Genomic DNA, 13,584 nt, shown 5'->3' with positions numbered 1-13,584 from the left:
CAAGGGCTTTTTTTAATCATTACACAAACGATTGTGTAAATTATTTGCAACTTTGTCGGGGCTGGAAGCTGGTGAGCTAGCCCGGCCCGGCGGCAGGCCACTACTCATTTCTTCGATTCTTATGCGTCCTTTTCGTTCCTCTTTGCTGCTGGCCGGGCTGCTGGCCCTGACCGGCGCGGCCCGCGCCCAGGTCGTGGCCGACTATCCCATCCGGCCCGTGCCGTTCACGCAGGTGAAGCTGGCCGACAACTTCTGGCTGCCGCGCCTCAAAACCAACACCGACGTGACCATTCCGGCCTCGTTTCAGCGCTGCGAGGCCACCAACCGGGTGAAGAACTTCGAGATGGCGGCGGCGAAGTCGGGCAAGTTTGCCACCACGTTTCCCTTCGATGACACCGACATCTACAAGACCATCGAGGGCGCGTCGTACTCGATGAGCCTGTACCCGGACGAGCACCTGAAGGAGTATGTGGACCTGCTCATTGCCAAGGTGTCCGCCGCCCAGGAGCCCGACGGCTACCTCTACACCGCCCGCACCATCGACCCCGCCCACCCGCACGCCTGGGCCGGTAAGGAGCGCTGGGAAAAGGAGCGCGAACTGAGCCACGAGCTGTATAATTCCGGCCACCTCTACGAGGCCGCCGTGGCCCACTACCAGGCCACCGGCCAGAAGAATTTCTTGAATATTGCCCTTAAGAATGCCGACCTGGTGTGCGCCACCTTCGGCCCCGGCAAGCGGGCCGTGGCGCCGGGCCACGAAATCGTGGAAATGGGCCTGGTGAAGCTCTACCGCATCACCGGCCAGCCCAGGTACCTGCAAACCGCTAAGTTCTTCCTCGACCAGCGCGGCCGGTACCAGGGCTACGATACCAAGAGCAAGGACGAGTGGAGCAACGGCCAGTATTGGCAGGACGACAAGCCCGTGACGGCCCAAACCGAGGCCGAGGGCCACGCCGTGCGCGCCGAATACCTGTACTCGGCCATGGCCGACGTGGCCGCCCTCACCGGCGACAAGCCCCTGCTGGCGGCCGTGGACACCATCTGGCAGAACATGGTGAGCAAGAAGTTTTACGTGACCGGCGGCACCGGCGCGGTGCCCGGCGGCGAGCGGTTCGGCGACAACTACGAGCTGCCCAACACCACGGCCTACAACGAAACCTGCGCCTCGGTGGCCGACGTGTACTGGAACCAGCGCATGTTCCAGCTGCACGGCGACGCCAAGTACGCCGACATTCTGGAGAAGGTGCTCTACAACGGCCTGATTTCGGGCGTGGGCCTCGATGGCAAGTCCTTTTTCTACAGCAACGCCATGCAGATAAAGAACTCGACCAGCTTCCCGCAAACCGAGCCGGCCCGGGCGGGCTGGTTCGACTGCTCGTGCTGCCCCACCAACCTGGCCCGGCTGTTCCCGAGCCTGCCCGGCTACGTGTATGGCCAGCACGATAAGGACGTGTACGTGAACCTGTTTGTGAGCGGCACGGCTGACTTGCAGGTGAACAAGAAGCGCGTGCAGCTGGTGCAGCAGAACAACTACCCCTGGGACGGTGGCCTGAAATTCACCGTGAACCCCGCCGCCGCCACCGATTTCAACCTGCTGGTGCGCATTCCCGGCTGGGCCCGCGGCGCGGCCATGCCCTCGAACCTCTACACCTTCGCCACGCCTTCCAGCGAAAAAGTGGACGTGAAAATCAACGGGAAATCAACGCCTTACACCCTGCGCAACGGCTACGCCGTGCTGGCCCGCAAGTGGCGCAAGGGCGACGTGGTGGACGTGACCCTGCCCATGGAAGTGCGCCGCGTGGTGGCCAACCCCCACGTGAAGGCCGACCTCGGCAAAGTGGCCCTGCAGCGCGGCCCCCTCATGTACTGCGCCGAGTGGCCCGACAACCAGGGCCGCGCCGCCAACCTGCTGGTGCCCGCCAGCGCCCGGTTCACGGCCACCTACCAGCCCACGCTGCTCAACGGCGTCACCACCCTCACCGCCACCGTGCCCGCCGTGCAGGTCGATGAGGCCGCCGGCACCATCCAGACCGTGCCGCAGACGCTCACGGCCATCCCGTACTACGCCTGGGCCAACCGGGGCAAGGGCGAAATGACCGTCTGGTTTCCCGCCAAAGTCGTGGATGTGGACGTGGTGACGCACGAAGTGGCGCAGAAGGAAGAGAAGAAATGAGCTGTAGCGCGGACTTTTAGTCCGCGTCCCTGCGCCGCTGCAACGATTGATGAACGGCGCGGGCCGTAGCGCGGACGACAACCTCCGCGCTACGGCCCGCCAAGCCCTGAATTTCCCCTATGAAATTTCCCACCCAGCTGCTCCTGGCGGCCCTCGCGCTGGCTACGCTGCCGGCCGCCGCGCAAAAAGCCAGCGCCGGCAAACCCATCAGCCCCGATTTGTTCGGCATCTTCTTCGAGGACATCAATTACGCGGCCGATGGCGGCCTCTACGCCGAGCTGGTGCAGAACCGCTCGTTCGAATACAGCCCCAGCGACCACGGCGGCTGGCACCCGCTCACCAGCTGGGACTACCTGCACGAGGGCTACGCCATGGGCAGCCTCTCGGTAGAAAGCGCCGCGCCGCTGCACCCCAACAACCCGCACTACGTGCAGCTGCGGGTGGAAAGCCCGTTTCAGAAAGGGCTGGGGCTGAAGAACAACGGCTTCGATGGCATCCCGCTGAAAGCGGGGGAGAAATACGATTTTTCGCTGTGGGCCCGCCTGGAATCGGCTACGGCCCTGCCGCTGCTGGTGCAGCTGCGCGACGCCAAAGGCACCGTGCTGGCCGAAACCACGCTGTCGGCGCAGGCCGGGCCGTGGCAGCAGTACCGCGCCACCCTCACGCCCACCGCCGCCGCGCCCGATGCCAGCCTGGTGGTGCTGGCCACCGCCAAGGGCATCATCGACCTCGACCAGATTTCGCTGTTTCCGCAGCAAACCTTTCATAACCACCCCAATGGCCTGCGCGCCGACCTGGCCCAGACCGTGGCCGACCTCAAGCCGCGCTTCATGCGCTTCCCCGGCGGCTGCCTGGCCCACGGCGACGGCCTCGACAACCTCTACGACTGGAAAAAAACCATCGGTCCGGTGGAGCAGCGCGTGGCCCAGCGCAACATCTGGAACTACCACCAGACGGCCGGCCTGGGCTATTTCGAGTACTTCCAGTTTTGCGAAGACATTGGGGCCTGGCCGCTGCCGGTGCTGGCGGCCGGCGTGAGCTGCCAGAACTCGGGCGGCTCGTGGAAGATTGGCGGCACCGGCCAGCAGTGCGTCCCGCTGCCCGACATGGCCGCCTACACCCAGGACGTGCTCGATTTGATTGAGTACGCCACCGGCCCGGCCACCTCTACCTGGGGCGCCAAACGCGCCGCCGCCGGCCACCCCGCCCCGTTCGACCTGCACTACATCGGCATCGGCAACGAGGACAAGCAGACGCCCGAGTTCCGCGAGCGGTTCAAGCTGATTTACGACGCGGTGCGGGCCAAATATCCGAACGTGGAGGTCATTGGCACCGTGGGGCCGTCGCCGAAAGGGGAGGACTACGACCAGGGCTGGGCCTTCGCCAACCAGTTGCGCGTGCCGCTCGTGGACGAGCATTACTACGAAAGCCCGCAGTGGTTTCTGGCCAACAACCGGCGCTACGACAGCTACGACCGCCGCAAGTCCCAGGTGTACCTCGGCGAGTACGCCTCGCGCGGCAATGCCCTGTTCAACGCCCTGGCCGAAGCCGCCTACATGACCAGCCTGGAGCGCAACGGCGACGTGGTGCGCCTGGCCTCCTACGCCCCGCTGCTGGCCCGCGAAAACCATACCCAGTGGAACCCCGACCTGATTTATTTCAACAACTCGACCGTGGTGCCCACCGCCAACTACTACGTGCAGGCCCTGTTCGGCCAGAACCAGGGCGACGAATACTTTGCCGGCATCGCCACCCCCGCGTCCACCGTGCCGCCCACCGATTCGGCCGTGGTCAGCTCCTGCGTGCGCGACGCCCAAACCGGCGACGTCATCCTGAAGCTGGTGAACCCCAGCGGCAAAGGCCAGGTGGTAGGCGTGAGCCTCGCCCGCTTCAAGGGGCTGACTTCCAGCGCCACGCTAAGCGTGCTGACCGGCGCCCGCGATGCCAAGAACACCTTCGCCATCCCGCAGGCCGTGCTGCCCAAGGTGTCGCCATTCAAAGCCGGCAAGTCCTTCGCCTACACCGTCGCGCCGTATTCGCTGGCCGTGATTCGGGTGCGGGGAAACGGTAGAAAGTCCTGAGAAAGCCCTGCAGGCTACTGAAGAGTGTCCTGCTATCACCCGAACCCACCCGCATGAAAATCCTTACCCGTCTGCTGCTGCTCACCTTCGCCCTGGCGGCGCTGCCGGCCGTGGGCCAGCGGCCGCAGGGCCCGGCTTTCCTCCAAAACCCCACCTGGGTGGCCGATAATGGCAACGGCACCTTCACCAACCCGCTGTTCTACGATGAGTTTTCGGACCCCGACCTGATTCGGGTGGGCACCGACTACTACCTCACCGGCACCACCATGCACGCCATGCCCGGCCTGCCCGTGCTGCACTCCAAAGACCTGGTAAACTGGGAGTTTCTGACCTACGCGGCCGGCCCGCTCGATTTTGGCCCGGCCTACCGGCTCGAAGACGGCAAGAGCATCTACGGCCAGGGCATCTGGGCGCCGAGCTTCCGCTACCACAACGGCACGTTCTACATTTTCACCAACGTGAACGGGCGCAAAACCCAGCTCTACACCGCCACCAACCCCAAAGGCCCTTGGACGCACACGGAGCTGAAAAAGTCGTTCCACGACCTGTCGGTGCTGTTTGATGACGATGGCAAAGTGTACGTGGTGTGGGGCTACGAGGACGTGCACCTGGCCGAGCTAACCGACGACCTGACCGACATCCGGCCCGGTTCCGAGCAGGTTATTGTCACCAAAGGCAGCGGCTCGGGCGAGGGCGCCCACTTCTACAAGATTGATGGCAAGTACTACATCACCAACACCATCTACGACCCGCTGTGCTACCAGGTGTGCCTGCGGGCCGACCAGCCCCGCGGCCCCTACCAGGTGCAGGTGATGAGCGCCAAGGAAAACCTGGGCTTCGGCACGGGCTACACGCTGGCGGGCGGCAGCCAGCCTCCGTTCAGGCTGGTGGCGCCGGTGCCCAACCTCGTGCGCAGCATTACGCTGCACCAGGGCGGGCTGGTCCAGACGCCGAGCGGCGAGTGGTGGGGCTGGTCGATGATGGACCACAATTCCGTTGGCCGCCTCACCTGCCTCTCGCCCATGACCTGGCAGGACGGCTGGCCCTACTTCGGCCTGCCCGGCAACCTCACCCGCTCGCCCGGCACCTGGGTGAAGCCCAACACCGGCGCCACCGACACCCCGCACGCGCCCTACCGGCGAAGCGACGACTTTGCCGCCCCCGCCCTGCAGCCCGTGTGGCAGTGGAACCACACGCCCGCGGCCGGCCACTGGTCGCTGGCCGAGCGCAAGGGCTACCTGCGCCTGCACGCCCTGCCCGCGCCCGACTTTTGGCAGGCCCGCAACACCCTGACCCAGCGCGCCATCGGCCCCGAGTCGGTGGTGACCACGGAGGTCGACCTCGGCAAGCTACAGCCCGGCGACGTGGCCGGCCTGGCCCTGCTCAACTGGCCCTACGCCTGGCTGGGCGCGGCCCGCGCCGCCAGCGGCCTGGAGCTGCGCCAGTACGACCACACGACCGGCCAGACGGCCCGCCAACCGCTCCGCAGCGCCCACCTGTGGCTGCGCGCCAGCTGCAACTTCGATACCGAAAAGGCCCGCTTCAGCTACAGTCTGGATGGACGCACCTTTACCGAGCTGGGGCCGGAATGCACGATGGTGTTTCAGCTGCGCACCTTCCAGGGCGTGCGCTACGGGCTGTTCAATTATAACACCCAGGGCCAGGCGGGGGGCTACGCCGATTTTAACACCTTCGAGGTGGCCGAGCCCCGCCCGCGCGGCCTCACGCGCCCCATCCCTTACGGCCAGGAAATCCGGCTCACCAGCCGGGCCGACAGCACGGTGCTGACCAGCTGGAAGAACTTCGTGCGCCCGCTGCCGGCCCACGACCGGCTCGGGGCCGAAGGCCCGGCCAGCCGCTTCCGGGTAGTCGACCGAGGCCGGGGCCGCGTGGCTCTGCAGTCGGTGGCCACTGGCGGCTGGGTCACGGTGCGCGGCCTGGGCGGCATGGCCGACGTGCGCCTGGAAACCGCGGAGCAGGGCGACGCCTCCCTTTTCCAGTGGCAGGACATGCAGCGCGGCGACCTCATGCTGCAGTCGCTCCGCACGCACCGCTACCTCTTTGCCGACCCCGGCGTGGGCAGCCTCTGCTCGGCCGATGCCCCCGGCACCCGCCCCGACCACCGCGACGGTGCCTGTTTCAGCTGGGCCGTGCTGCCGAATGACAAGCCGTAAGAAATTGATTATAAGAAGCCAACCAGGTAAAAAAACATCATGCTGAGCCCAGTCGAAGCATGGCCGACCCAGGAAACACATACTCACTCAGATTTTCCCCATGACCCCATTTCTCTCCCTGCGCCGCGCCGCCAGCGGCTCCGCGCTGCTGGCCGGTTTCTGTATGGCGCCGCTGCTGGCCCCGGCCCAACCGAAGGAAGGCGCAAGCCAAACCGTGCAGATGACCGTGCAGCCCGGCGACCCTAAACTGGTTATCAGCAAGCACATCCAGGGGCAGTTTGCCGAGCACCTGGGGCACTGCATCTACGACGGCTTTTGGGTGGACCCCGGCCTGAACGTGCCCAAGCAGGGCCGTATCCGGCTCGATGTGGTGGAGGCGCTGAAGAAAATCCACGTGCCGAACCTGCGCTGGCCCGGCGGCTGCTTCGCCGATACCTACCACTGGCACGACGGCGTGGGCCCCACCGCCCAGCGCCCCAAGATGCTGAACCTGTGGTGGGGCAACACCCTGGAGGATAACAGCTTCGGTACGCACGAATTCATGGAGCTGTGCGGCCTCATCGGCTGTGAGCCCTACCTGGCCGCCAACGTGGGCAGCGGCACCGTGCAGGAGATGAGCAACTGGATGGAGTACCTCAACTCGAACGAGGACACGCCCATGGTGCAGGAGCGCCGCAAAAACGGCCACCCCGAGCCCTACCATGTGAGCTGGTGGGGCATCGGCAACGAGAGCTGGGGCTGCGGCGGCAACATGACGGCCAGCTACTACACCGACGTGTACAAGCGCTACGCCACCTTCGCCCACAACTACCCCGGCACGCCGCTCAAGCGCATCGTGAGCGGGGCCAACGGCGACGACGCCAACTGGACCGAAACGTGCATGAAAAACATTCCCCTCAACCAGATGTGGGGCCTCACCCTGCACCAGTACACCCTGCCCACCGGCAGCTGGAGCGGCAGCAAGGGCAAGGCCACCGGCTTCGGCGAAGACCAGTACTTCAGCACCCTGCGCAACTGCTTGAAGATGGACGCCATCGTTACCAAGCACGCGGCCATCATGGACAAGTACGACAAGGACAAGAAGGTGGCCCTGCTGGTGGACGAGTGGGGCGTGTGGACCGACGTGGAGCCCGGCACCAACCCCGGCTTCCTGTACCAGCAGAACTCGCTGCGCGACGCGCTAGTGGCCGGCACCACCCTCAACATCTTCAACAACCACTGCGACCGGGTGAAGGGCGCCAACCTGGCCCAGGCCGTGAACGTGCTGCAGGCCGTCATCCTCACCGATAAGGAAAAGATGCTGCTCACGCCCACCTACCACGTGTTCGACCTCTACCAGGTGCACCAGGATGCTGAGTACCTGCCCCTGCAGTTCACCAGCCCCGAGTATACCTTCGGCAACGAAAAAATCCCGGCCCTGAACGCTTCGGCCTCCAAAGACAAGAGCGGCGCGGTCCACATTTCCCTCGTCAACCTCGACCCCAACAAGGCCCTGACCATCGAAACCGCCCTGCCCGGCGTGAGCTGGAAAACCGTGACCGGCCGCGTGCTGACCTCGGCCAAAATCAACGACTACAATACTTTCGACAAGCCCAACACCGTGGCCCTAGCCGATTTCAAAGGCGCCAAAAAGAAAGGCGGCAACCTGGCCGTGACGCTGCCGGCCAAGTCGGTGGTGGTATTGGAATTGAAATAATAGACCCGCTATGCGTACTTACTGCCTGCTGCTCGTTACCGTCCTGATGACCATGGCTGCTTCGGCCCAGACTGCTGCTCCGCTTGAGGTGGCCAGCCCCGATGGGGCGGTGCGCGTGACCGTGGCGCTGGCCGCCGGGGGCCGCCCCACCTACCGCGTGCGCTACCGCGAGGCCGAGCTGCTTCGGCCCTCCCGCCTGGGCCTGGAGCTGGCCGGGGCCGATGTGAGCACCGGCCTGCGCCTGGAAAAGGCCGGCGAGCTCACCAAGGTGAGCGACAGCTACGAATTGCGCACCGACAAGCGCGCCAGCTGCCGCTACCAGGCAAACCAGCGCGTGTTCCGGTTCGCGGGCGCCAGGGGGCTGTCGCTGAGCGTCGTGTTCCGGGTGTCGAACGACGGCGTGGCCTTTCAATACCTGCTGGAAGGCAAGGCCCAAGACCTGCAGCGCATCACGGCCGAGCGCACCACCTTTCACCTGCCCGGCGCGGCCAAAGGCTGGCTGCACCCGCACGCCGTGGCCCACACCGGCTGGGCCAAAACCCAGCCCTCGTACGAGGAATACTACCAGCTGGGCGTGGCGGCCGGCACGCCGTCCACGCTGGGGCAGGGGTGGTCGTTTCCGGCGCTGTTTGAGGCGGGCGGGCACTGGGTGCTGCTCACCGAGGCGGGCATGGACCGCACGTATTGCGGCAGCCACCTGGCCCACGCCGCGCCCGATGCCGAGTACGGCATCGCCTTTGCGCAGGCGCCGGAGCGCACCACAGCCCAGGCCCCGCTGCTGCCCGAAAGCCGCCTGCCCTGGCGCACGCCGTGGCGCGTGCTGGTGGTGGGCAATTCGCTGGCGCCCATCGTCGAGTCGACGCTGACCACGGACCTGAGCGCGCCGGCCAAAACGGCTTTGCTGACCGACGCGCCGGGCAAGGCGGCGTGGTCGTGGGTGCTGCTGGGCGACAACAGCGTGGTGTATGATGTGCAGCACCGCTTCATCGACTACGCGGCCGACATGGGCTGGCGCTACTGCCTGGTAGATGCCTTGTGGGACAAGCAAATCGGCTACGAGAAGATGGCCGAACTGGCCGCCTACGCCCGCACCAAAAACGTGGGCCTGCTGGTGTGGTACAACTCGAATGGCAGCTGGAATGAAGCGCCGCAGTCGCCCAAAAACAGCATCATGTTCGACCCGGCGCAGCGGCGCGCAGAGTTTGCCCGCATCCGGCAAATGGGCATTGCCGGGGTGAAAATCGACTTTTTCGGGGGCGATGGGCAGTCGTTCATGAACTACTACCAGGACCTGCTCACCGATGCCGCCCAGGCCGGTTTGGTCGTCAATTTCCACGGCACCACCATTCCGCGCGGCTGGCAGCGCACCTACCCCAACCTGATGAGCATGGAGGCCGTGCGGGGCTTCGAGTTCCTGACCTTCGACCAGGCCAACACCGACCAGGAGCCTACGCACTGCGCCGTGCTGCCCTTCACCCGCAACGCCGTGGGGCCGATGGACTTCACGCCGATGGCTTTCTCGGAAATAAAGGGCAAGCAGCGCCGCACCTCCAACGCGTTCGAGCTGGCGCTGTCGGTGCTGTTTCAGTCGGGCGTGCAGCACTACGCCGAGGTGCCCGAGGGCATGGCCGCGCAGCCGGCCTACGTGCAGGAATTCATCAAAACACTGCCGCCGCGCTGGGTTGATGTGAAGTTCATCGACGGCTACCCCGGCCAGTACGCCGTGCTGGCCCGCCAGGCGCCCGACGGCCGCTGGTACGTGGCCGGCATCAACGGCACCGACGCGTCCCGGGAAATCGTGCTCGACCCCAGCAAGCTGGGCCTGGGCGCCGGGGCCGTTATTGCCGATGGTGCCACCAACCGCGAGTTCAGGACCTATCCGCTGGCGCAGTCGCCCGACAAAATCAGCATCGTGCTCCCGGCGCACGGCGGCTTTGTGGTGCAGCCCAGGTAGATGGTTATAGGACCGGCTGCTATGGGGCAAAAGCCTGTTCTTTGCGTTTTCAACACGGCCTTCAACTCCTGTTTTCATGACTTTATCCCTTCGCCGGCAGCTTCTCCGAACGTCAGCCGCTGCTTTGTTTGGCCTGGGCGCATTGCCCGGCATTGCCCAGTCCCGGCAGGACATTCTACTCACCGACGGCTGGAAATTCAGCAAAGGCGAGATGCCCGAAGCCGCCCGCCCCGGCTTCGACGATGCCAAATGGCCCACCGTGAGCGTGCCGCACGACTGGGCCATTTCGGGCCCGTTCGATGGCAACAACGACCTGCAAAAGGTTAAAATCGAGCAGAACAACGAAGCGCAGGCCACTCAGAAATCCGGCCGCACGGGCGGGCTGCCGTTCATCGGCACGGGCTGGTACCGGCGCAAGCTGGTGGTGCCGGAGTTCGGGCCTGGCAAGCGCGTGGTGCTGCTGTTCGACGGGGCCATGAGCGACGCCCAAATCTACCTCAACGGGCAGGAGGCGGGCGCGTGGCCCTACGGCTACAACTCGTTTAGCGTCGACATCACCCGCCTGCTGCAGCCCGGCGGCGACAACCTGCTGGCCGTGCGCCTGCGCAACCAGCCCGAAGCCTCGCGCTGGTACCCCGGCGCGGGCCTCTACCGCAACGTGCACCTGATAGTGACCGACGACGTGGCCGTGCCCGTGTGGGGCAGCTACGTGACCACGCCCGAAATCACGCCGGAATTTGCCAAGGTGAAGCTGCGCACGAAGGTGGCCACGCCCGGCAATGCCTTCCAGCCGCTGCGCCTGGAAACCGAAATCCGCGACGCCAGCGGCAAGGTGATGGCCACCACCAGCACCACGCTGCTGCCCACCGACGGCCAGGAGTTCGAGCAGAACCTGGTGGTGCCCACGCCGCAGCTGTGGTCGCCCGAAACGCCCACGCTCTACACGGCCACGTCCAGCCTCTTCATGGGCTCCGAGCTAAGGGATGAATACCGGACCCGTTTCGGCATTCGCTCCTTCAAATTTGAGGCGGGCAAAGGCTTTTCGCTGAATGGCAAAACCCGCAAGTTCAAGGGCGTGTGCAACCACCACGACCTCGGCCCGCTGGGCGCGGCCATCAACAAAGCCGCCCTGCGCCGCCAGCTCACGCTGCTGAAGGACATGGGCTGCGACGCCATCCGGACTTCGCACAACATGCCCGCCCCGGAGCTGGTGGAGCTGTGCGACGAGATGGGCTTCATGCTGATGGTGGAGTCCTTCGACGAGTGGAAAACGCCGAAGGTGAAAAACGGCTACAGCCAGTATTTCGACCAGTGGGCCGAGAAGGACCTGGTGAACATGGTGCATCACTACCGCAACAACCCCTCGGTGATAATGTGGAGCATCGGCAACGAGGTGCCCGACCAGAGCGCGCCCGGCGGCGGCAAAATAGCCCGGCGCCTGCAGGACATCGTGCACCGCGAAGACCCCACGCGCCCCGTCACGGCGGGCATGGACCGCATCGACGCGGCCATCAACAACAACTTTGCCTCGGTGCTCGACATTGCCGGCTTCAACTACAAGCCCGCGCAGTACGAAAAGGCCAACGACAAGCTGCCCCAGGGCTTTATTCTGGGCACCGAAACGGCCTCCACGGTGAGCTCGCGGGGCGTGTACAAGTTTCCGGTGGAGAAGGCCAAGCAGAAGCAGTACCCCGACAACCAGTCGTCGAGCTACGACCTGGAGTATTGCAGCTGGTCGCAGATACCCGACGAGGAATTTGTGAAGCAGGACGACCTGGGCTTCGTCATCGGCGAGTTTGTGTGGACCGGGTTCGACTACCTGGGCGAGCCCACGCCCTACGACGAGAAATGGCCCTCGCACAGCTCCTACTTCGGCATTCTGGACCTTGTGGGCCTGCCCAAAGACCGGTACTACCTCTACCGCGCCCGCTGGAACACCACCGCGCCCACCGTGCACCTGCTGCCGCACTGGACGTGGCCCGGCCGCGAGGGCCAGCCCACGCCCGTGTACTGCTACACCAACGCCCCGTCGGCCGAGCTTTTCGTGAATGGCAAAAGCCAGGGCCGCCAGACCAAAGGCCCTTCCGACCAGCCCCAGACCCGCTACCGCCTGATGTGGAACGACGTGAAATACGCGCCCGGCAGCATCAGAGTAGTGGCCTACGATGCCCAGGGCAAAGCCGTGGGCGAGGAAACCGTGCGTACTGCCGGCAAGCCCCACCACATTCGCCTCGTGGCCGACCACACCGCCCTCGCCGCCGATGGCCAGGACCTGGCCTACGTGACGGCCCGCGTGGAAGACGCCAGCGGCACGCTTTGCCCCGAGGCCACCAGCCAGCTGCAGGTGGCGGTGAGCGGCGCGGGCCGCTTCCGGGCCATCGGCAACGGCGACCCTACCTGCCTGGAGCCTTTCCAACAACCGCAGATGCACGCGTTTCATGGCCAGCTGGTGGCCATTGTGCAGGCCGGCGACAAGCCCGGCGACATCAGGCTGACCGTGACCGGCAAGGGCCTGAAAGCCGGAACCCTCAGCCTGAAAGCGGCGGCTCCGGCCGGGAAGTAGCCCGCTGGCATCAGCCCGGGCTTAAAATAAAAACCCGCCCCGCAGCTTACCGGGGCGGGTTTTTAATGGCCGGGCTGCTGGCGAACGTGCCAAACAGCCGGTCCCAGATGGAGGTGTAGAAGCCGAAGTTGGACTGGTCGTTCTGGTGGTGCTGGAAGTGGAAGCCCGACGAGCCGATGAGCTGCAACAGCGGGGCGCGCTCCCAGGCCGCTGGGAAGGGCTCGACGGCCGAGTGGCCCAGCACGCCAAACAGCACATTCACCGTGAGGTAGGCCACGATGGCCGGGAAGCTGGCCGGATACACCGCCATGAGCAGCAGCCACAGGCCGCCGAAGCCGACGGTTTCCAGCGGGTGCAGCACGAACAGGTCGATGGGCTGCGGCTCGGGGTATTCGTGGTGCAGGCCGTGTATCCAGCGGTAGAGTACCGTCTGGTGAATGACGTAGTGGAACACGTACATCAGCAGGTCCATGCCCAGAAACAGCACCGCAAAATCGAGCAGAAGCCGCCAGGAAACAGCTTCCCGAATGGTGATGAAACCCTGCCGCCAGAGCACGAAGCCCGCAAACGTCACGGCCGTGTTGATGAGCAGCGTGTAGGTCGCCAGCCGGATTTCCCGGCCGCTGATGGGGTGATGCACCGGCCCCAGCGCCCGCCGCCGGCCAAAAAGCGCCTGCAGCCCATAGCCAAAGGCCAGCGCCAGCAGCAGCACGAGCAGGTTTTCGGCCAGAAACAGCGGCAGGGCTTGTTGCCAACTCAGGTCTTTAAAATAGGCCAGCAGTTTCACGGGCGGCAGGGGAGAGGTTGGGTTTCAGGGCGAAAGATAAGCGGGAAGTGTCCCGACGAATTCGTCCCCCCCAATCTCCCAAAATGCCCCCGCTGCCCCGACGGGTGGCGAAGTAGTATTGCAGACACAATATCCAGCGGGCCACGCGGGCCCATG

Annotated in this window: 7 protein-coding genes; 6 read left to right on the top strand and 1 reads right to left on the bottom strand. The window is 65.2% G+C overall.

Annotated features, from left to right (window positions below; all coding sequences use genetic code 11):
• Positions 1 to 121: 121 nt before the first annotated feature.
• The 6 genes from ACYVHT_RS02840 to galB all read left to right on the top strand — a co-directional run bounded on the left by ACYVHT_RS02840 (position 122) and on the right by galB (position 12,641).
• On the top strand, positions 122 to 2,173 hold the full coding sequence (locus tag ACYVHT_RS02840) for a glycoside hydrolase family 127 protein (protein ID WP_460547731.1): 2,052 nt from the start codon (positions 122 to 124) through the stop codon (positions 2,171 to 2,173).
• A 119-nt stretch (positions 2,174 to 2,292) separates the two neighbouring features.
• The gene (locus ACYVHT_RS02835; protein ID WP_460547729.1) at positions 2,293 to 4,254 is read left to right on the top strand and encodes an alpha-L-arabinofuranosidase C-terminal domain-containing protein; all 1,962 of its coding nucleotides are present in this window, start codon (positions 2,293 to 2,295) and stop codon (positions 4,252 to 4,254) included.
• A 53-nt stretch (positions 4,255 to 4,307) separates the two neighbouring features.
• On the top strand, positions 4,308 to 6,428 hold the full coding sequence (locus ACYVHT_RS02830) for a family 43 glycosylhydrolase (protein ID WP_460547727.1): 2,121 nt from the start codon (positions 4,308 to 4,310) through the stop codon (positions 6,426 to 6,428).
• Between the two features lie 100 nt (positions 6,429 to 6,528).
• Positions 6,529 to 8,124 carry an alpha-N-arabinofuranosidase gene (locus ACYVHT_RS02825; protein WP_460547724.1) on the top strand — a complete coding sequence of 532 codons (1,596 nt, stop codon included), beginning with the start codon at positions 6,529 to 6,531 and terminating at the stop codon, positions 8,122 to 8,124.
• Between the two features lie 10 nt (positions 8,125 to 8,134).
• A complete protein-coding gene (locus ACYVHT_RS02820) occupies positions 8,135 to 10,078 on the top strand; it encodes a glycoside hydrolase family 97 protein (RefSeq protein WP_460547722.1) in 1,944 nt (647 codons plus the stop codon).
• A 76-nt stretch (positions 10,079 to 10,154) separates the two neighbouring features.
• Positions 10,155 to 12,641 carry a beta-galactosidase GalB gene (galB, locus tag ACYVHT_RS02815; protein ID WP_460547720.1) on the top strand — a complete coding sequence of 829 codons (2,487 nt, stop codon included), beginning with the start codon at positions 10,155 to 10,157 and terminating at the stop codon, positions 12,639 to 12,641.
• A 46-nt stretch (positions 12,642 to 12,687) separates the two neighbouring features.
• On the opposite strand, the gene ACYVHT_RS02810 is transcribed toward galB, so the two are convergent.
• Positions 12,688 to 13,428 (bottom strand): sterol desaturase family protein, encoded by a 741-nt coding sequence (locus ACYVHT_RS02810; protein ID WP_460547718.1) that lies wholly within the window; start codon positions 13,426 to 13,428, stop codon positions 12,688 to 12,690.
• Positions 13,429 to 13,584 lie beyond the last annotated feature (156 nt).

It is taken from the genome of Hymenobacter daeguensis (assembly GCF_054780555.1).
This window is presented reverse-complemented; position numbering and strand designations above follow the sequence as displayed.

Coding starts and splice junctions, on each gene's coding strand:
- ACYVHT_RS02835 (WP_460547729.1), top strand. CDS start 2,293: ATGAAATTTCCCACCCAGCTGCTCCTGGCGGCCCTCGCGCTGGCTACG.
- galB (WP_460547720.1), top strand. CDS start 10,155: ATGACTTTATCCCTTCGCCGGCAGCTTCTCCGAACGTCAGCCGCTGCT.
- ACYVHT_RS02825 (WP_460547724.1), top strand. CDS start 6,529: ATGACCCCATTTCTCTCCCTGCGCCGCGCCGCCAGCGGCTCCGCGCTG.
- ACYVHT_RS02840 (WP_460547731.1), top strand. CDS start 122: ATGCGTCCTTTTCGTTCCTCTTTGCTGCTGGCCGGGCTGCTGGCCCTG.
- ACYVHT_RS02830 (WP_460547727.1), top strand. CDS start 4,308: ATGAAAATCCTTACCCGTCTGCTGCTGCTCACCTTCGCCCTGGCGGCG.
- ACYVHT_RS02820 (WP_460547722.1), top strand. CDS start 8,135: ATGCGTACTTACTGCCTGCTGCTCGTTACCGTCCTGATGACCATGGCT.